Below are 20,285 nucleotides of genomic sequence, written 5' to 3' on the forward strand. Positions count from 1 at the left end.
ATAAAAGTTAATGCAGCATTATTCTAACCGAAATTTTAATATTTCTTAGCAGTAACTTCATTTTTGGGGCATAGGGGAGGCAGTGCGGTCTTGGGGTTTCCCCAAGTGGAGCAACTGCCGTCATTGAGGATTGAGAAGAGGACTTGGGGACAAGGAGAATTAGGGACAAGGGGAAAGACTTGTTGCAAGTTCTCACCCCTTGTCCCCTTGTACCCACTCCCTACTATGTGGTTTAGACACATCTTTTGGGAATACTACTCACATCCACGAATATCCCCAATTGGCATATTTAACAATGTCTATTGACCAACTCCAGCCTGTCACTCAACAACAAGCCAGTGTTTACTTACCTTACATTCAGGGCGCTAGACGCAATTTCTTACCCTATGCCATCAGTCTTTATCAAAAAGGGGTTTTGGAGGGACACCGGAAGATAGAAGCTAGTGAACATGTCCCCTTTGTCGCCTCTTGGAATGTTGCGACTTTACCCTCAGACTTAACCCGTTGCCGAATCCAGTTTGATGGCAATGCTGAACTGAGTTACGAACTGATGATGGCTAGTTTCGAGTTTATTAATTTTTTAATTGAAGTTATGGATAATTATAAACGTTATCGTGCAATCGATTTTTCACAACCGTTTTATCGGAAGCTACTGCGTATAGACGATTAATTAAACTCAGCCGGACTTTTGTAAGTTCGGCTTGTCTTTAAAAGATTCTTGCTTGCGTAGACGCAAAGCAACTTGCCGTCAGACATCGCTTACAAGCATTTTAAGTTTTTATAACAAACAATAATTATATAAAAGCTAATTAAAATTATTTTCAGTAATTTCTCTATTCTTTAAACTTAACAAACTACTAATTAGTTTAGGCAAGCCACTACAGCAGGGATTTGAATGCTCAGATAATTCATTACGTTCTATCTGCTTTGCCATCTTCTCAGCACGCTGAATCGCTTGTTCAGTTAAGGATTTCAATAGTTTTGGATACAAACACATTGATTTGTCGTAGTCGGGTATATGCTTTTCGAGTAAATTAACTAACCTATCACGAGTGATTTGTGCAAAATGGTCTTGAAAGTGAATTAGATACCAGAGTTCAAAACAAGGATTTGTAATTGCCAGATTAATCTTTTGGCTTTTAGCTCGATTTATTGCACTTTGCCAATTTGTCAGACTTTTTTCAATATGCTCATCTCCGTCAAAAACAGCCCAAGCCTCATCTTCTTTACTCCACTGTTGGGTATCTTTCCTCTGCTGTCGTTCTTCAATGAGTCGTTCAATAATGCTACGTGGATCAGTTTTGTTTTGATGAGGCAATACAATAATATCTAAAGTTGATGAACGTAATTCATTGCGAATACTATTGAAATAAATTGGTTCTGTTTTACTTCCTTCACAAGCAATTAGGATTTTCTGAGCAATATTTCTGCTAGGTGGGCGACGATTTAACTTTCTTGGCACTGCTCATCACCCTGTAAAATCATTTCCTCTTCAGATGGCAGAAATGGAACGGCCCCAAAACGACCATCTAAATAAGCTTTATCAATTGCCAAATCATTTCGCACATGGAAATCAGTCAAAGGATACAACTCAGTGCTTTGAGCGGGGCGCTTTTGCGTGAACCAAATTTGATCACGGCGTAATAAGTTATTTCTTTGTAAGGTATTATCATGACTAGTTAAAATCAGTTGAGCACGTTTTGGATTTGTTTTGGCATTTTGAAATCTTCTGATAATACTTCTTACAATGTTAGGATGAATGTTTGTGCCTAATTCATCGACAATTGTTAATCCTCCTATTTTCAGAGCTAGTACTATCCGAAATGCTAAACTAAATAAGCGTTGAGTTCCAAGAGATTCTTCATCAAAAAGCCAAGCGACTAAATTACCGTCATGGGTGTTATGTAAAGCATATATATTGTAGTCACTTGGATCATCATATTTCTTTACCATATCGATTCTTGACAATCCTGTGTCAAATTTTAGTACAATTGTCAATGCTTCTTCAAAAATTTCATTTATTATGGGATTATCAGTACCTTGCAGTGATGTAATTGAGGTAATATCATACTTTTCATTTCCCAAATTAATTCCAAGCCAGCGAACCTTTAACCAGCGTAATAGAGACTCAATTACATCTACTTTTAGTTTTCCTAATGTACTAATAAATAACTCATTTTCTCTAAGATTATCCTGGAGCTGATTATGGGAACCAGCAAAATAATCACCAGTTTTCCATATAAACTTTTTGTTACTATCATCCCATTGACGATGAAATAAACGGCGTGGACGCTTAGTTGTATTTAAAGCATAGTCTAAGTTTTCTGAGATTATATTATTTTGATTAATTATTAGTGAATAAGTATAGATATTATTATCAAATAAAGTTCTTAATTCAAATCTTGTAGGTTTTTGAGCAGAGATGCTATCTAACTTGAAAGGATCTAGTTTTGCATTTTTTAAAATTCTCTGGAATGCAAATGCTTGCTGTGTGCCATAAGCCATTATGAGCAATAAATAATCTAAAGCTTGGATAACATTACTTTTACCTGATGCATTAGCTCCAAAAATTGCCAGAACAGGTAAAAGCTCAATGTCCCACCCTTCAACATGATATCCAGGTGCAATTTCATGATCTGACTTCACCCGTTTGCGTTTGCTGCTTTGGCTTGTTTGACGATCGCTTTGTTTTTGAGCAACCGCACTTAGGGTTACAGGTTCTTTAATTGAGCGGTAGTTTTCGACTGTAAAATCTACAAGCATAATTCAACGCCCACAAGAGACTTTTTTGTGATTTATTCACGTAAATTTTATCTTAAAGGTAGGCAAATCTCCACTCTTATCACAACATATCATCTGAACTAGCAGCCAGTGTAAGCTATTACTACACTTTAATACATGCAGTAATCCAGAACTCACGACAAGATTTAGATCGACAATAGCAATATAAGCAGTCTAACCAAAGCAGGTATGGGGCAATGGTGCGATTAAAACCGTGGCAGTGGGTCGTCTTAGCAATCCCGATCGCGTTTATAATTATTTTCTTACTGGTGTCCGCCGGTTCGCAAATTCATGCGTGGGGTATTAATTGGATTTGGGGTATATTCACTCTTTTATTCGTTGGTTGGCGTTGGCTATTAGTCAAATGGACTCAACCTGCTGTTAACCAAGTGGAAGCTGTATTAGCCCAAGTCCAAGAAGAACTGGAATCAACAGCAGAGGATACAGTAGGGCTACCAGTCGGAAGTGATGTTACAAAGCTTGCAGAAGCCGCCCTTCAAGAGATTTTGCAAGCAGCACAAAGCGATCGCCCGATTTGGGAAGATTGGCAAACTTTTTGGACGCGATGCCAGGATTTGGTTGTGAAGATCGCTCATATCTACAATCCTCAAATTCAATATCCGCTACTGAACATATACGTCCCCCAAGCTTATGGGTTGATTCGGGGAACGGTGGATGATATGGATCGGTGGATGCAAAAATTATCTCCTGTCCTGAATCAGGTAACGGTTGGGCAAGCATACCAAGGATATGAAGTCTACCGGAAGTTGGAGCCATCGGCTCGGAAATTCTGGAAAGCTTGGAACTGGGCACAGTGGGTTTTAAATCCAGTGGCGGCGGTGGCAAAACAAGTCAGTCAGGGTTCTAGTAACCAGGCAACTCAGCAATTGTTGGGGAATTTAAGCCAGTTATTTCGAGAAGCTGCCCTGAGAAACTTATGTCGGCAGGCGATCGCTCTTTACGGACGTACTACATTACCAGTTTCAGCAACCCTAGTATCCACACCCACTTTACCCAAGGCAAAAACTCAAACCCTTCGAGAAATCCTAACTCAAGCCGAACCAACTGAAGCAGTTGAGCAAAAACCCGTGAATATTCTGCTGGTAGGGCGCACGGGGTCAGGTAAAAGTAGCCTGATTAACACGCTATTTCAGGCGAATCTCGCAGCCGTTGACGTTTTACCCAGTACTGATCGCATTCAAAATTATCAATGGCAGACTGAAAGTGGAGAAACCCTAACACTTTGGGATACACCTGGTTACGAACAAGTCAACCGTGCCAAGCTGCGAAATTTGGTGCTTGATTATGCCATGAACGCAGACTTACTTCTGTTAGTTACCCCTGCCCTCGATCCTGCGCTGCAAATGGATGTAGACTTTTTGCAAGACATGAAAGCAGAAGTTGCAGATTTACCAGCAATCGCCATCGTCACTCAAGTAGATCGTCTGCGTCCCATCCGCGAATGGCAACCGCCTTATGATTGGGAATGGGGCAATCGCCCAAAAGAAATTGCCATTCGAGAAGCTACTGAGTATCGTGCCAAACTGCTGGGAAACTTTTGTAATCTAGTTGTACCCGTGGTTACAGGTGACAGCAAAACAAATCGAATCGCTTGGGGAGTAGAGCGGCTATCCTTGGGATTAATAGATGGGATCGCACCTACTAAGCAACTCCGTCTCGCCCGCTTTTTGCGTAACCTCGAAGCCCGCACCATTGCTGCTGCCAAAATCATCGACAATTACACTTTCCAAATGGCCACAACACAGGGACTAACAGCATTGCTCAAAAGTCCCGTCCTCCAGTTTGTTTCTACACTCTCAACCGGATCTCCAGCCCTAGCGTATATGCTGGCAGAGCAAATTCCTGTGGAACAGTTACCGATTGTGATTGGCAAACTTCAAATGGGATATGAGCTTTTCTCGCTCTTGAATACAGGTAACCCTAACCCGCTCAACTTTGAATTGCTATCCCTCTGGCCGCTATTGCTGGAAAACTCTGCTTCACCCGATCGCAACGCCTGGGCTTTTGGTCACGCCCTAGTGGAATACTGGACTCAAAATTTGACGGTTGAACAACTCCGGCGGCGATTTGAGTATTATTTGGCGATCACCAAATAATTTGTTTGCATTAAGAAATTAATGTCCATAAGCAATGTCTACAACAGGGTACACCTACGCATTTTTCATTCTTATAATTAAAAACTTGAGTATATTTACGAAGTGATATTTATTAATATTGAATATATTTATACTATATCGAGAAAAAACAAAAAATGCGGTAGGTAACGGGTCATACTCTTAACATCAAACTTCAAATTACGATTAAGAGTAGGTGTCTGCTGAAACCTATCCGCTTTACCTAAGTTTTTGCACAGACATCCCCTTTATTCCGAGTTGTTTATGAAAAATATATTACAAACCTCCATCTCTCAAGAACAGAATTCACATAAGCCGTATAGTATTTCGTCTTACAATAGACTGCTTTTGGTGGTGAAAGATTTGGCTTGTGTGCGGACTATTGAGGAAATTATTGAGATTGTGCGTTTAGCTGCTCGTGATCTGACTAATGCTGATGGAGTAACTTTTGTATTGCGGGATGGTGAATGTTGCCACTATGTCGATGAAAACGCCATCGGGCCACTTTGGAAAGGTATGCGTTTTCCGCTCAAGTCTTGCATTTCCGGTTGGGCGATGCTTAATAAACAAGCAGCCGTGATTGAAGACATTTACCAGGATGTTCGAATTCCGATTGAGGCTTACAAAGTAACTTTTGTCAAAAGTTTAGTGATGGTTCCCATACGGATTTCTGAGCCACTAGGTGCGATCGGAGCCTACTGGAGTACACCACACCTAGCCACGCCCGAAGAGATAGAACTGCTTGAGATTTTGACCGACACAACAGCAGTTGCGATCGCCAATGTTCAACTTTTCCAGAAACTGACGAACCAAAACGCCCTGAAAGACAAATTTATTGCGATGCTAGCTCACGAGTTGAGGAATCCTGTTGCTCCCATCTCCAACGGGGTTCAGCTTCTCAAGTTGAAGCTAGGCGAGACTGGTGCAGTCGGACAAACAGTTTTAATGATGCAACACCAGATTAAGCACCTCTCGAAATTGATCGAGGAGTTACTTGACGTATCGTCCATTACTTATGGGAAGATTTCATTAAACCTGGAGAAGGTTAATTTGGTGGAATTGGTTCGCCAGAGTCTCAATGACCATGCACAAGCAATAAAGAAATCGAACCTTAACGTAGTACAAGACCTACCAAACAAGCCTCTGTGGGCTTATGTTGACCCAACCAGGTTCTTCCAAGTCTTTGGGAACCTTCTTGATAACGCTTTAAAGTTTTCCAAGCCAGATGGGACGATCTGGGTGGATCTCTCATTTATTCCAGGTGAAAATGGCTCAGGCAGTGTAGGGGTTTTATCTGTAAGAGATTCAGGTATAGGGATAGACCCGACAATCTTACCAGAACTATTTGAGCCGTTTACCCAAGCCGATCCCAGTTTAGATCGTTCCAGGGGTGGGCTAGGTTTGGGATTATCGGTAGTAAAAAGTCTGGTCGAACTTCATGGTGGTAATGTTGAAGCCTCAAGTAAAGGGATTAATTTGGGAGCAGAATTCAAAGTCACTCTTCCTATTTGCGAAGAGATTACAGCTTGGGATTACGACTCAGAGATTATAGAAGCGGCTAAAAAATCGTTAAAGATTTTAGTCATCGAAGATAACGAGGATTCAGCCGTAACATTAAAAGCAGTGCTTGAGTACTTCGGGCATGAAGTTTCCATTGCCAACAATGGAATTTCAGGGTTAGAAACTGCAAGAGAGTTTGAGCCTCATGTGATTATTTGTGACATCGGACTTCCCGAAATGGATGGATTCGCTGTTGCACAGGAACTGAGTAAAGACTCCAAATTTACTCGCTCAATTCTGATTGCACTCACCGGCTACGGTGGCCAGGAGGATAGGGATCTGGCGCTTAAGTCTGGTTTTAAATGTCACTTGACCAAGCCTGTAGACTTTGAAATACTTACGGCAGAAATTGATCAATACTTTCTCATGAGTGCGTAAGCGTAGCCCGTTTTAAACATCGCTTTTATCCGATTAAATCATCTCTGGCAGGCTCACCCGAATAAAAGCGATCGCTCAGAATTTCCTCAAAAGCATATAAACATTGCTTGGGAAAAGTTGAGAGTAGCAGATTTGTTTATCCTGATGCTAAATCCCTACCATTTTGATATGATTCCTGGAGTGCTTCTTCAATGTAAGGTTTCAGACTAAGATTTTCGCTCAACAAATTGAGAATTTCTCGTCGTTGTACTCTAATTGTTGCTAACCCTTCGGGTTCGCCAGTCGCTACAACGGGGGGAACCCCTGCAACGCGCTGGCTCACCAACTACGACCGCGTTGCTTTGGTTGATATTCCCATTTAAGTAAATGTCCAATTAACACACTCAGACGATTTCTCAATTCTTGGCGTTCCTTTCTTCCCAAAGATTCAATTTCCTCAATTAAATTGGGCAGGTCAAGCTGGTTCCATTGGTGATGACGCAAAAGGTTGGCCTGTTGTTGAGTCCAACTGTAGAAGTCTGCTTCATAGAAGTTTTGCATCAGCTTTTTTGTTGTTTTTCAGGCTTTGTAGTGTCTAGATAATTTAAAATTCATAACTCATAATTATGTTTAAAGTAGAGATTTAAACCTTATTTTAAACATGACTGTCTGCGTAAGTATCAGGCAAAAATTACGAATTACGAACTTGTACTGAGCGTAGCCGAAGTATTATGAATTAAAAAATCATCACACTCCGAATTGATTCTCCTTTGTGCATCAACTCAAAAGCATCATTAATTTGCTTAATGGGCATTACATGGGTAATTAAATCATCAATATTTATCTTACCTTCCATATACCAATCAACAATTTTTGGCACATCTGTACGTCCTTTAGCGCCACCGAATGCTGAACCTTTCCAAACGCGCCCAGTTACTAATTGAAAAGGACGAGTGCTGATTTCTTGTCCAGCACCAGCAACCCCAATAATCACACTAACGCCCCAACCTTTATGGCAGCATTCTAATGCTTGACGCATAATTTTGACATTACCAATACATTCAAAACTGTAATCAGCACCGCCTTTTGTTAAATCAACCAGATAGGGAACTAAATCACCCTCTACTTCCTGGGGATTGACAAAATGCGTCATGCCAAACTTTTCTGCTAAAGCGCGTTTGTTGGAATTAATATCCACCCCAACAATCATATTTGCCCCTACCATCCGCGCCGCTTGGATGACATTTAAACCAATACCACCCAAGCCGAAAACCACAACATTTGCTCCTGGTTCCACCTTGGCAGTATTGATGACTGCACCAACACCAGTAGTCACACCACAGCCAATGTAACAAACCTTATCAAATGGCGCATCTTCCCGAATTTTTGCCAGAGCGATTTCTGGCAACACTGTATAGTTGGCAAAAGTGGATGTACCCATATAATGATGAATCATTTGCCCATCAATGCTAAAGCGGCTAGTACCATCGGGCATAACACCGCGTCCTTGAGTTAAGCGAATGGCTTGACAAAGATTCGTTTTGAAACTCAAACAATATTCGCACTGGCGACATTCGGGAGTATATAGAGGAATTACATGATCTCCTGGTTTGAGACTGGTGACACCAGCGCCTACCTCCACTACCACACCAGCGCCTTCATGTCCCAAAATTGCCGGAAATAAACCTTCGGGATCGTCACCAGATAGAGTAAAGGCGTCGGTATGGCAAACTCCGGTAGCTTTCACCTCAACTAACACTTCGGCGGCTTGTGGGCCTGATAGTTGAACGGTTTCAATTGTCAACGGCTTACCTGCGCTGTAAGCTACTGCTGCTTTAACTTGCAACATCAGCCCTCCTAATATAGTTATTTAAAGTTATCCTCAGTGCTGAATAAAGCATGGGGATTCTTTCACTATATTGAACGCATGATACACTTTTGTATCACTTCATCGTATTTACCAAGCATGATCGCCGCTATAACTATAAATATTACTTTGTTAAAATATCATTCTTTAGCTAGATTGGTTAAAAGCGGCAACAGCTGTTTTGGCAACGATGTAAACTGGATGTCAGCAGCAACCCCCAAATAATTTGTCCACCCTCGATTAATACATTTTGTCACAGCTTATGAACCCTGCCCTAACTCAAATTGGCGCTCAAATGTCCAACCTGACTGGCGTCAGAGCAATCATGAAGGATATTATCGAAACATTACGAGCGGGTGCAGGGCAGCAGTTTATTAATTTGAGTGCTGGTAATCCGTTGATTTTGCCAGAGGTAGAACAATTATGGCGGGATTGTACTGCACAGCTTTTGGCTAGCCCAGAATATGGTGAGGTAGTTTGTCGCTACGGCTCAAGTCAGGGCTATGCACCATTAGTCGAAGCGATCGCTAACGATTTTAACAAACGCTACGGGTTAAACTTAAGCGAACGCAATATCCTCATCACCCCTGGTAGTCAAACCCTCTACTTCTACGCTGTGAATAGCTATGGTGGCTATACCCCTAGTGGCGAGTTAAAACAAATCGTTTTGCCCCTCAGCCCTGACTACACAGGTTACGGCGGCCTCTCCTTAGTTCCAAAAGCCTTAACTGCTTACAAACCGACTCTCGATATTGATGAAGCCGCTCACCGATTTAAATATCGCCCCGACTTCAGCCAACTGTCGATTACAGAAAATACGGGTTGTATCCTCTTCTCTCGCCCTTGTAATCCCACTGGTAATGTCCTCAGTGAGGATGAGGTAAAAAAGATTGCTGCCCTGGCTGCGCCTTACAATCTACCCGTGTTAATTGACTCAGCTTATGCGCCTCCCTTTCCGGCATTGAATTTTACTGAAATGACACCAGTGTTTGGTGATAACATCTTACACTGCATGAGTTTATCAAAAGCGGGATTACCAGGAGAAAGAGTTGGTATTGCCATTGGAGATAAAAAGTGGATTGAAGTGCTGGAGTGTTTTCAAGCAAATATTGGTCTCCATTCTTCACGTTATGGCCAAGCGATCGCAGCTATTGCAATCAACTCTGGCGCTTTAGTGGAAATTTCTTACACTGTCATCCGTCCCTTTTACCAAAATAAGTTTACCGTTTTAGAAACCAGCCTAGAACAAGCGATGCCCAAGGATTTACCTTGGTTTCTCCATCGCGGTGAAGGAGCAATTTTTGCTTGGTTGTGGTTACAGGATCTACCCATAAGTGATTGGAAATTTTATCAGCAAGTTAAGCAAGTAGGTGTGATTATTGTCCCAGGAAGTAGCTTCTTCCCCGGTTTAGAGCAAGAGTGGGCCCACAAACACCAATGCTTCCGCATCAGCCTCACCGGTAGCGATGAGGAGATCACCACTGCTATGCAACGTTTAGCAAAAGTAGCTGAAGAAGCTTATAAGCGTGCGCCTGTGAGTGCCTAGTACAGAAAATAGAAATGAAACACGAACAAGCAAACAAAGAGATAGGGAGCAGAGGCGCAGAGGCGCACAGGAGCAGAGGAGGAAGAGAAAAATCAAAAAAGTCCAATCCCCAATCCCCAGTCCCCAATCTCGATAATTGGCTAGAAATTGGTAAGATTGTTGCCCCTCAAGGATTGTCTGGAGAATTACGGGTTTATCCTGTATCTGACTTCCCCGAAAGATTTGAGGTGGCAGGAAAACGTTGGTTGTTATGTTCAGGTGACACAGAACCTCAACCAATCGAATTATTGACAGGACGTTACATTAGTAACAAAAACTTGTATGTAATCAAATTAGCTGGCGTGGAAAATTGCGATCAGGCCGAGGCATTGCGCGGTTGTAAGTTAATGGTGCTAGCAAGCGATCGCCCCCAATTAGGCGAAGGTGAATATCATGTCCTCGATTTGATTGGCTTGGAAGTCTTCATGCAAGCATCTGGCGAACTCGTTGGTACGGTGGTAGACATTATCCCGGCTGGCAATGATTTGTTAGAAGTCAAGTTGCACCCATCTTTTGGTACTGACAAACAACAAATGACAAATGATAAAGCGCAAAGTCTGAGCGGAAGTTTCCTCGGATCAGAACTTTGTAAGAGAGGACAAAAGACTGTTTTGATTCCATTTGTGGAAGCGATCGCACCAGTAGTAGACTTGAAATCTAATCGCATTGAAATCACGCCACCGCCTGGGTTATTGGAAATTAATAATTAGGTCATTCTTTAAGCTGCTTATAGTTAAGCTGAAAAACAATTTAATTGGAAACCGTTGTAATTCTTAGCCAGAGGCAACCTAATTAATCTTAATCTCCGGTTTTTTGTTGGCAACTTGCGTTTAAATTAAAATTTTGACATTCTGTAGCTTCTAGTAATTGCCTAACCGTATAACCCGGCTGACAACTGATCAAAGTTGCCTCCATTGCAGCTAGTGTAACAACAGTAGCTAGTCCCAACAAAGTAGCTCGTTTTCTAAGTATTATCCTGATTAAATTATCTATCTTAGTGACACTACCAACAACCTCAATTAGCCCAAGTGCTTTTAAAGCAATAGCTGCATTAGCATAGCGACGTTTCCGATTGCGTTCCACCATTTTCATCAACCACGACCGAAAACGCGGACTGATTTGAGGAACTAATTGCTGAAAATTAAAGCGATAGTTATCATCAATTAATTTCCCAATTTCAACACAACGGGTATTAGTAAGTAAGCAAATCAGCGTTGCTCCTAAGCTATATAAATCTGATGCCTCAGTCAGAGAATGACCAAACTGTTCCTCTGGTGGCATAAAACCTGGGGTTCCTGCTATCAAGCTACTCAGAGCTACTTTTGCACCCTGTATCCTAGCCAAACCAAAATCAACCAAATAAGCATTTAGTTGTTCATCAACCAAAATATTCTCTGGCTTAATATCACGATGAATAATTGGCGGAATTTGCTTTTGTAGATAAACCAAAATCTCTAAAATTGACAAAGCAATTTGCTTTATTTCTTCTGGATTAAAGTTGCTCGTTACGCTTAAAGATGGGGCATTTTTATATTCCTGAACCAGATAAAAAGCCCCTGGTATTTCAAAAGAATCTATATAGCGAGGGATGCGAGAATGATTTAGTCGCTGCAAGATTTCGATTTCACGCTGATATGCCTTCACACCTGACAAATCAGCATCCACACGAGCAAAACAAAATTCTTTAATCACCACCTGTTGCTTAGAGTTGAGGACATTAGCCAAGTAAGTAATGCGTCCCCCTTCTCGGTTGCGTCCTAGTTCGCTAATAACTTGATAGCCTTGTTTGGAAAAATCTGGATGGTGATTTAAGGAAATCGCGCCTTTATGTCTATTACGCACATCAAGCTCCATTACAAACCATACGAGTTTGATTCTGTCAAGGTGCAATTAGAAAGATTAAGACCCACTCACCGAATTTTAGATTTTAAATTTTGGACTCCGACTTCTCTACTAGACGCTACGCGTAGCTTGCTTCCCCGTAAAGGTACGCTCAGTCAAACGATTTTGGCTTGAAGATTCAAAATGAAAAATTCTTGATATAGCAACCCTGCATTCATCAGCCACTACGGTCTTGCAATCTCACGCTACTTCTTTCAAGCCGGGAAACCCACCCAACAGGATGTCTCCCCAAGCAGAGCAAGTAGCTTACTAATAGTCAATCTAAAATCTAAAATCTAAAATCCAAAATTGTCTGACCCAGATTGTTAGCCCCATTTATAGCCTGCATGGCACAAGACGCATCGGTAGAAAGTGTGTTTGCATTTGCGTCTTAGCGCGAAATTCTTAACTTTGCGCTAGCCAATCGACAATCTGGGCATTAACAACATCTGGAACTTCATCGTGGGGACAATGACCGGCATTGGGAATGGGAACAATTTTGATTTCTTTGCCATTCTCACGCGCCTTTTCGTAAATCTTTGCTCCAGTAATTGGTGTCCAAGGATCGTCAGCACCCCAAATTACTAATAGAGGACGTTCTACTTTGGGCAAAAGTTCCTCTGGACTTGGGCCAGGGGGAGCGGTGAGAATGGAGGCGAAAACTTGTTGCGCTCCTTGGTCGCAAGAGGGAGTATAAAGTAAATCGACTAATTCATCGGTGACGGCTTCACGGTTTTTGTAAACTTGGTAGAGGGTACGGCGAATTTGAGCTTTTTGACGAATGCGGTTAAAGACCAATTTACCTGTAATTGGCGATCGCACAAACTGATTAAAAGTTGCCATCACCATCCGTAGCGGCGGGTTCAGTTCGTGGGGACGATGACTCAAGCCACCCGCAGAGTTAATTAAAATACCACCAGCAGCAATTTCTGGATGTTCTACCAGTACAATCAAGCTCAAAAGTGCGCCGATGGAGTTGCCAATAAATACAGCAGGTTCGTTTATATGTGCTGTGCAGAAATCTTTCAGTAGTTCTACCCAAACTTCCACACTGTAATCAATCGGCGCTTTATCGGAACCGCCAAAACCTAAAAGGTCTATGGCAAATACCTGGTAGCCAGCATTAGCTAAAACTGGGATATTTTTGCGCCAGTGTCCTATAGAAGCACCAAAGCCGTGAACTAGTACCAAAGGGCGTCCTATACCCATGACAGTATACTGAATTTTGTAGCCCTGCCAAGTCCAAAAGAATTTTTCAAAGGCGTCTGGGGTTGCAAGCGGCTGTGTAGTTACAGTCATTATGAATATTAATAAAGTGTTTCTTAAATATATTAATGTTCTCTGACCTAAAATCAAGTCTGAACAAAATGCTATTATTTCAACCAGTCCGAGTTGAGTTAAAGTCTTTGCCCTATAACCAAAACAAGCGCGACAGGATGCAATACCTAGATTATTGGAGTTAGGCTTGAGTGTAGAACACATTGCCAGTACTCTTAGTTTATTGTTGGATGAGGCGAAACGGTTTATTGGAAATGATAGGTAAAAATTGCTACATTTGAAATGATGATTACTTTGTGGTAAGAACGCAGTAGTAACTTCAATGCCTGCAATAAAGCTGACACCATTGATAATGAAGATAGGCGTTATCTTCATTAAATTTTATGTTCTTAACTTGGTTAGACAGTAACTCTTGGCTGGTGGAAATCGGCCAAAAACGAATACTAATTGACCCTTGGTTAGTTGGTTCGTTAATTTTCAGCAATTTGGATTGGTTATTTAAAGGTTCGCGATCGCAAAATCGCCCAATCCCAGATAATATTGATCTGATCCTGCTATCTCAAGGTTTAGAAGACCATGCTCATCCACCAACGCTCAAGCTGCTGGATCGCAACATCAAGGTTGTAGCTTCTGTCAATGCTGCCAAGGTTGTACAGCAGTTAGGTTATACCCAAGTTACAGTATTAGCTCATGGTGAAACTTTCACTTTAAATAATCAAGTTGAAATTAAGGCTTTTCCCGGCTCTCCCATTGGCCCCACTCTGGTAGAAAATAGTTATCTCCTCAAAGAATTGGAAAGTGGTTTAACTGTATACTACGAGCCTCACGGGTATCATTCCCCAGAACTTAAGCAAGCTGCACCCATAGATGTAGTGATTACACCGTTTATTGATATGACATTGCCTTTGCTTGGGTCGATTATTAAAGGGCAAAATAGTGCTTTAGAAGTAGTAAAGTCGTTACAACCTCAAGTAATATTATCTACTGCGGCTGGTGGTGATGTGGCGTTTGAGGGATTGCTGATGAAATTGATTCAGACTAAAGGAACTGCTGAGGAATTTCGTTTGTTACTTGAGAAAAACAATCTTTCGACACACGTACTTGAGCCAAAACCAGGCGATCGCTTTGAACTATCATTAGAAAAACGAGCATTAGCAATCTAAATCAAAATGTGAACAGCTCACGTATCAACGCGCAGCAACTACTCTTACGGCAATCCGTAGGGTAGGCGCAAAGATGCAAAAAACAATTCATCCTTCAATTCAGCAATGTCGATAATTGCTATACCCTCGACTTTCCCAATCTCACTTAAGTAGGATATTAGGTAAAAAAATCTAAAAATCAACCGAAAATACCCGGAGGGGGCATTGCATTTTAATAATGGGAAAAGGTCTAATCAAAGATTGATTCTTTAATTTAGAAGGCTTGAATCTAATGAAGACCCTTTTTGGATTGCTATTTGTACTGAGCTTCATGGTAGTAGCTTGCAGTCCCTCTCAGGATAAAACGGTGTCTTCTAATCCCGAAGTAACCAGCACTCCGGTTCAAGCAGGAGAGCAAAAGACACAGAATAAGCTTTTAGTTGTAACGACAGTTGCTCCTTTGACGAATATTGTAAGTAACATTGCAGGCGATCGCTTAGAAGTTAAGGGGATTATTCCCGAAGGAACCGACTCCCATACCTTTGAGCCTCGTCCCAGCGATGCCGATTTGCTATCCAAAGCTAATTTGATCATCGCCAATGGGTTGCATTTAGAATCGCCAACAGAAAAACTAGCTAAAGCCTCGAAGCCCAAAGAAACTAAAATTTTTGAACTAGGCAGTAATACCATTACCAAAGACCAATGGCTTTTCGACTTCAGCTTTCCTAAAGAAAAGGGTGATCCCAATCCTCATCTGTGGGTAAACCCCAAGTATGCTGAGAATTACGCCAAACTAGCCGCCCAACAGTTAACCACCTTAGATCCTGCTGGCAAAGACTACTACGCTACTAATCTCAAAAATTATTTACAACGTCTGGATGCTCTAGACAAAGCAACACAAGAAATCGTCGCCAGTATTCCCGCCAAAAACCGTAAACTTTTGACCTACCACGATTCTTGGGCGTATTGGGCCAGACAGTATGGTTTTCAAGTAATTGGTGCTATTCAACCTTCAGATTTCAAGGAACCATCCGCTCAAGATGTCGCCAAGCTAATTGACCAAATTCGGAAAATAGGCGTTCCAGCAATTTTTGGTTCTGAGGTTTACCCCAGCAAGGTAGAAGAACAAATTGCTCGTGAAGCGAAGGTAAAAACAGCCAACACTGCCGATGATGAGTTACCAGGCAAAGGTTCAGCCAATGCAATAGAAAATACTAATCCTGAGCATACTTATATTGGCATGATGGCTAACAACATGCGGATTATCGCTTCTAATTTAGGAGGAAACCCTGATTTAGTAAAGAACTTGAACACTGGAAATGTTGTTGGACCAACAGCAACCAAGTAGGATCAACAAAATAAATACAGTAGAACTCAGGAATAAAACACGTTTGATATCTAGTGCAAGAGACTGAGTACAGCATTTTATTAATTTGTAGCAAATTAAATTTGGCAATACCCTGCAATGCCAATACGTCCTCTTGCAATGCTAATGCATCCCTTTGCAATGCTAATGCGTCCCCTTGCAATGCCAATGTATCACCTTGCAGTGCCAATGCGTCCTCTTGCAATGCCAATGCATCCCCTTGCATTAACAACACTACGTTTTTACGCAATGTACTTAGTTTATATACCTCAATAACTGAAATCTGCTGTATATGCAACCAATAGTTGAAGTGATAAATTTAACCTGTGGTTATCAAAACCAGCCAGTGTTTACCGATCTCAATCTGACGCTTTATCCAGGTCAACTTACTGGTTTGGTGGGGCCTTCTGGTAGTGGTAAAAGCACTTTAATCAGAGCTATTTTAGGGCTGGTTCGTCCTTGGACTGGAGAGATTTTGTTTCGAGGAAGGCGCTTAAAGCCAGGAGTAGCACCGCCTTTGGTGGGTTATGTGCCACAGGTGGAAACGGTGGATTGGACTTTTCCAGTTACGGCATTGGAAGTGGTGATGATGGGGCGTTACCAAAAACAAAAGATGTTGCCTTGGTCTTCACGGCGCGATCGCCAAGTTGCCAGAGAACTCCTAGAGCGCGTTGGGGTTGCCCATGTTGCCCATCAACCCATTGGTAATCTATCTGGTGGTCAACAGCAAAGGGTTTTTATTGCCCGTGCTTTAGTAGGAGAGCCGGAAATTGTTCTTCTAGATGAACCCACCAGCAGTTCAGACTTGCACGTTCAACACGAACTATTGCACCTATTGGCTGATTTGAATCAACAGGGCTTAACAATTATTCTCTCCACCCATGACCTTAATTCAGTGGCGACTCATTTACCTTGGGTAGTGTGTTTCAACCACGGTTTAATTTGCCAAGGTCAACCTATCGATATCTTCACTCCTGCAAATCTTCAGCAGACTTTTGGTGGAGAAATGGTAGTTTTCCACCAACAAGACCGAATCTTAATTGCTAGCGGTGGTACATCTCTACGCCATCAAATGCAAGACAACTTGCCGGAAGTATTGCGTGCAAGATAATTGTCACTAAGCCATATCAGCTTGCTTTTATAAAAAAAGGCAGGAGGCGAGAGGAAAGAAGTCCCCCGTTTTATTTTTCATCATCCCCCATAGGACTTACGCATTGACAAAAGCACAAATTTATATAGAATATGTCTCTTGTCCTCTGTACGCAGGTATCGAACTATCAGAACGACCACCAAGCCCTCTGCTGCTGAATGTGACCGGGGATGCATTTTAAATGATTATTAGCTTATCAGGAGAAATTATGGCAGGTCAATTTGAAGGCAAAGTTGCAATTATTACAGGTGGAAGTTCTGGAATCGGTCGGGCGACGGCGATCGCCTTTGGTAAAGCAGGCGCAAAAGTTGTCGTTGCGGCTCGTCGTGACTTTGAAGGCGAAGAAACCGTGAGTCAGATTAAACAAGCTGGAAGTGAAGCTGTGTTTGTCAAAACAGATGTCGCCCAAGAATCAGACGTAGAAGCACTTGTCAGCAAGACGGTAGAAACTTACGGTCGCTTAGATTATGCATTTAACAATGCTGGAATTGACGGTGGAAACGCTCCTCTCCACGAACAATCAATTGAACAGTTCGATCAACTTATATCAATCAATATAAGAGGATTATTCCTCTGCATGAAGTATGAAATTATCCAAATGCTTCGTCAAGGTGAAGGCGTAATTGTCAACAACTCCTCAATGGGTGGACTAATCGCCTTCCCCCGTATTGGGCCTTACCATGCAAGCAAACACGCTGTTATGGGGCTAACAAAGTCAGCAGCCCTTGATTATGCCCAATCAGGTATCCGTATTAATGCTGTTAATCCAGGCATCATCGATACAGATTTGATAAGCCGTATGACAGAGAAAATGGGTGATCCTAAAACCGCAAGTCAACAATTGACAACAATGATTCCAATGGGACGAATGGGGAAAGCTGAAGAAATTGCTTCAACTGTTCTTTTCTTATGTTCAGAAGCAGCTTCGTACATAACTGGTCAGTCTTTGGTTATAGATGGCGGTTATGTAGCTACCTGATGCTTTGTAAACACTTAGCAAAAATTGTTATGGGTAATGAAAAATGCGTAGGCGTAGCCCGCACTTCTCTACGAGACGCTCTTGCTAGCTTGCTTCCCCGTAGGGGTACGACAAGCTCAGTGACCATCGTAGACATCGCTTGCATTACCGATGAGCTTTTGCCTCACCATAATTTTCCTCTTACCAGCGATCGCCTCCGTGGAGCATCTCAATCCCACGCAGTTGCGCGTGAGTACTTACTGCCTCCTGCCCTCTGTCTTTTGCCTTTATTAATAAAAATATGGATTTTTTACTAGCTCCCTTTCGCTACGACTTTTTTAGCCGTGCCATTTTAGTAGGCATGATGGCGGGGCTATTATGCGGGATTATGGGAGTTTACATTACAACTCGGAGAATGAGTTACATTGCCCACGGTTTATCTCATGCGATTTTGGGAGGAGCTGTACTGAGTTATGTACTGGGCTTGAATTTCTACATTGGCTCTGGGATTTGGGGTTTTGCAGCTGCCCTGCTGATTCAATATTTGACCGGACGGAAAATTTACTCGGATGCAGCTATTGGGATTGTAACAACTGCTAGCTTTGCTTTAGGAGTAGCTGTAATAAGTAGCTATCGCAAATTTAGCCAAAACTTTGAAGCTGCTTTGTTTGGTAATGTGTTGGGGGTTTCCCCTAATGATTTGTGGGTGGTGACTGGTGTAACGATTGTCTTACTCAGCCTCGTTTTCTTGTTTTATCGCCCGTTGCTATTTTGGTGTTTTGATCGGGAAGTTGCTCAGGTTCATGGCGTACCCGTTTTTGTAATGGATACTTTATTTGCTTTGATGTTGGCAACTTTACTAGTGGCGACACTGAATGTATTGGGAGTGACTCTAATTATTTCAGCAGTGGTGATTCCGGCATCAATTGCCCGATTAGTGAGCGATCGCTTTGGTTATGTAATGATTCTTTCTGGGATTTTAGGAGTTGCGATTTCGTTTGTGGGTATCTACCTCAGCTACTACCTCGACATTGCTTCTGGAGCAAGTGTAGTACTACTTTCAACTGCTATATTTGCTTGCGTGCTGTTCACCAAGAACCTGCAAGGACGATATAAACGCCGTTTGCCTCCCCTCCCGATAAAACACCTGCCTTAACAAGAGTTAGTCTGAATTTAATGCCGAATTTTTATTTACATTATTTGGCACATAAACCTCTCTGATGGGAAAAGGAATTTGAATTCCTGTTTGCTGATAACGTTTGTGTAATTTCTTAACAAAAAGATGTTTACCCATACGCTGATCGAAATATTCACTTACCCGCATATAAAGCGTAAAATCTATACTAAAATCATTAAAAGTATGAAATCTAATATATGGTTCATTTTCTTTTAAGTCCGGTGCAATTTCTTGCATGACTTCTTTGGCAACTTCTACAGTCACTTTTTCAACTTGTTCCAAATCGCTATTATAACTGACACCCACATCCATTGTTAAAGTAATTTCCTTTGCTGGTAAATGATAATTTGTGAAAATCGCAGAAGACAACTTAGAGTTGGGAACAATGACCACATTATTGGAAATTTCTTTAATCGTCGTATTCCGCCAAGAAATATCTGTAACATATCCTTCATGACCAGCATCTAGTTTCACATAGTCTCCAGTTCTAACTTGCTTAGAAATAATTAAGTAAAAACCAGAAAATAAATTGGCTAGTGTGTCTTGAAGTGCCAAACCAACTGCTATACCACCAACACCTAAAGTTGTGATTATCGGTGTAATTTCAATACCTACTGTTTGCAATACAATTAATGTTCCTAAAACGAAAACAGTAGCCTTAGCAAGGTTAGAAATTAGTGAAGTGGGAACACCTTCGGCTTTGCGAATAAATAAATTAACAAAACCAGCAGTCAATCTGGCTAAGACTAGGGTTACGGAAAACAGCAATGCGATCGTCAGAATTTTTTGCAGTACGATTGCAATATCTGGCTTGAGGGGGGCGCTTAGAACTGCCCAAAAAAAACCGGCGATCACAAACCAAAGAAAAGTCATCCGGTGCAAAGAGCGAAATATAATTTTACTCCCGGCAATTCGTTTATTAGTAACGAATGTTTCCAGTTTTTTAAAGATAACTTTTTCACCGACTATTCCAGCCACGAAGCCAGCTAGAATAAATGCTATCGGCGTAATCCATTCCATCATATAAATTTTAAATTTTGAGTTTTAC

The 20,285-nt window shown here is 41.7% G+C and carries 19 protein-coding genes; 11 read left to right on the forward strand and 8 right to left on the reverse strand.

The features are described from left to right. Positions 1 to 295 precede the first annotated feature (295 nt). Complete coding sequence (gene ebsA, locus V7L20_RS07495) at positions 296 to 670, forward strand: type IV pilus biogenesis protein EbsA (protein ID WP_334743466.1); 375 nt, start codon at positions 296 to 298, stop codon at positions 668 to 670. Positions 671 to 805: 135 nt separating this feature from the next. On the opposite strand, the gene V7L20_RS07500 is transcribed toward ebsA, so the two are convergent. Both V7L20_RS07500 and V7L20_RS07505 read right to left on the reverse strand, forming a co-directional pair. Continuing rightward, positions 806 to 1,462, reverse strand: a complete 657-nt coding sequence (locus V7L20_RS07500) for an RloB family protein (RefSeq protein ID WP_334743467.1) — start codon at positions 1,460 to 1,462, stop codon at positions 806 to 808. Next, complete coding sequence (locus tag V7L20_RS07505) at positions 1,447 to 2,763, reverse strand: AAA family ATPase (protein ID WP_334743468.1); 1,317 nt, start codon at positions 2,761 to 2,763, stop codon at positions 1,447 to 1,449. The genes V7L20_RS07500 and V7L20_RS07505 overlap by 16 nt, the downstream gene beginning before the upstream one ends. A 215-nt stretch (positions 2,764 to 2,978) precedes the next feature. Here V7L20_RS07505 and V7L20_RS07510 point away from each other — a divergent pair, with 215 nt between their 5' ends. Continuing rightward, positions 2,979 to 4,898, forward strand: a complete 1,920-nt coding sequence (locus tag V7L20_RS07510) for a GTPase family protein (RefSeq protein ID WP_334743469.1) — start codon at positions 2,979 to 2,981, stop codon at positions 4,896 to 4,898. 282 nt (positions 4,899 to 5,180) lie between these two features. Continuing rightward, the gene (locus V7L20_RS07515; RefSeq protein ID WP_334743470.1) at positions 5,181 to 6,854 is read left to right on the forward strand and encodes a hybrid sensor histidine kinase/response regulator; all 1,674 of its coding nucleotides are present in this window, start codon (positions 5,181 to 5,183) and stop codon (positions 6,852 to 6,854) included. A 136-nt stretch (positions 6,855 to 6,990) separates the two neighbouring features. On the opposite strand, the gene V7L20_RS07520 is transcribed toward V7L20_RS07515, so the two are convergent. The 3 genes from V7L20_RS07520 to V7L20_RS07530 all read right to left on the reverse strand — a co-directional run bounded on the left by V7L20_RS07520 (position 6,991) and on the right by V7L20_RS07530 (position 8,679). Next, positions 6,991 to 7,176, reverse strand: a complete 186-nt coding sequence (locus V7L20_RS07520) for a DUF29 family protein (RefSeq protein WP_334743471.1) — start codon at positions 7,174 to 7,176, stop codon at positions 6,991 to 6,993. Continuing rightward, positions 7,173 to 7,394: a DUF29 domain-containing protein gene (locus V7L20_RS07525; protein ID WP_334743472.1), complete on the reverse strand. Its 222-nt coding sequence runs from the start codon at positions 7,392 to 7,394 to the stop codon at positions 7,173 to 7,175. The genes V7L20_RS07520 and V7L20_RS07525 overlap by 4 nt, the downstream gene beginning before the upstream one ends. Positions 7,395 to 7,569: 175 nt before the next feature. Continuing rightward, positions 7,570 to 8,679: an S-(hydroxymethyl)glutathione dehydrogenase/class III alcohol dehydrogenase gene (locus tag V7L20_RS07530; RefSeq protein ID WP_334743489.1), complete on the reverse strand. Its 1,110-nt coding sequence runs from the start codon at positions 8,677 to 8,679 to the stop codon at positions 7,570 to 7,572. Between the two features lie 283 nt (positions 8,680 to 8,962). Here V7L20_RS07530 and V7L20_RS07535 point away from each other — a divergent pair, with 283 nt between their 5' ends. Further along, positions 8,963 to 10,246, forward strand: a complete 1,284-nt coding sequence (locus V7L20_RS07535; RefSeq protein WP_334743473.1) for a valine--pyruvate transaminase — start codon at positions 8,963 to 8,965, stop codon at positions 10,244 to 10,246. 14 nt (positions 10,247 to 10,260) lie between these two features. Continuing rightward, complete coding sequence (rimM, locus tag V7L20_RS07540) at positions 10,261 to 10,995, forward strand: ribosome maturation factor RimM (RefSeq protein WP_334743474.1); 735 nt, start codon at positions 10,261 to 10,263, stop codon at positions 10,993 to 10,995. Positions 10,996 to 11,083: 88 nt separating this feature from the next. On the opposite strand, the gene V7L20_RS07545 is transcribed toward rimM, so the two are convergent. Together V7L20_RS07545 and V7L20_RS07550 are read right to left on the reverse strand one after the other, a co-directional pair. Next, complete coding sequence (locus tag V7L20_RS07545; RefSeq protein ID WP_334743475.1) at positions 11,084 to 12,139, reverse strand: serine/threonine protein kinase; 1,056 nt, start codon at positions 12,137 to 12,139, stop codon at positions 11,084 to 11,086. Positions 12,140 to 12,571: 432 nt separating this feature from the next. After that, positions 12,572 to 13,465, reverse strand: a complete 894-nt coding sequence (locus V7L20_RS07550; protein ID WP_334743476.1) for an alpha/beta fold hydrolase — start codon at positions 13,463 to 13,465, stop codon at positions 12,572 to 12,574. A gap of 362 nt (positions 13,466 to 13,827) precedes the next feature. On the opposite strand from V7L20_RS07550, the gene V7L20_RS07555 reads away from it, so the two are divergent. The 6 genes from V7L20_RS07555 to V7L20_RS07580 all read left to right on the forward strand — a co-directional run bounded on the left by V7L20_RS07555 (position 13,828) and on the right by V7L20_RS07580 (position 19,216). Further along, the gene (locus V7L20_RS07555; RefSeq protein ID WP_334743477.1) at positions 13,828 to 14,607 is read left to right on the forward strand and encodes an MBL fold metallo-hydrolase; all 780 of its coding nucleotides are present in this window, start codon (positions 13,828 to 13,830) and stop codon (positions 14,605 to 14,607) included. Positions 14,608 to 14,878: 271 nt separating this feature from the next. Continuing rightward, positions 14,879 to 15,934, forward strand: coding sequence for a metal ABC transporter substrate-binding protein (locus tag V7L20_RS07560; RefSeq protein WP_334743478.1), 1,056 nt, complete (start codon positions 14,879 to 14,881; stop codon positions 15,932 to 15,934). Positions 15,935 to 16,244: 310 nt separating this feature from the next. Then, on the forward strand, positions 16,245 to 17,063 hold the full coding sequence (locus V7L20_RS07565) for a metal ABC transporter ATP-binding protein (RefSeq protein ID WP_334743479.1): 819 nt from the start codon (positions 16,245 to 16,247) through the stop codon (positions 17,061 to 17,063). 220 nt (positions 17,064 to 17,283) lie between these two features. After that, positions 17,284 to 18,081 carry an SDR family oxidoreductase gene (locus tag V7L20_RS07570; RefSeq protein WP_334743480.1) on the forward strand — a complete coding sequence of 266 codons (798 nt, stop codon included), beginning with the start codon at positions 17,284 to 17,286 and terminating at the stop codon, positions 18,079 to 18,081. A gap of 29 nt (positions 18,082 to 18,110) precedes the next feature. Beyond that, the gene (locus V7L20_RS07575; RefSeq protein ID WP_334743481.1) at positions 18,111 to 18,377 is read left to right on the forward strand and encodes a hypothetical protein; all 267 of its coding nucleotides are present in this window, start codon (positions 18,111 to 18,113) and stop codon (positions 18,375 to 18,377) included. Continuing rightward, entirely contained in the window at positions 18,362 to 19,216 is an 855-nt protein-coding gene (locus V7L20_RS07580; protein ID WP_334743482.1) for a metal ABC transporter permease, read from the forward strand. The genes V7L20_RS07575 and V7L20_RS07580 overlap by 16 nt, the downstream gene beginning before the upstream one ends. 6 nt (positions 19,217 to 19,222) lie before the next feature. Here the strand turns inward: V7L20_RS07580 and V7L20_RS07585 are convergent, their stop codons facing one another. Beyond that, complete coding sequence (locus V7L20_RS07585) at positions 19,223 to 20,260, reverse strand: mechanosensitive ion channel family protein (protein WP_334743483.1); 1,038 nt, start codon at positions 20,258 to 20,260, stop codon at positions 19,223 to 19,225. Positions 20,261 to 20,285: the final 25 nt, after the last annotated feature.

Source organism: Nostoc sp., assembly GCF_036916735.1.
Lineage (GTDB): Bacteria > Cyanobacteriota > Cyanobacteriia > Cyanobacteriales > Nostocaceae > Nostoc.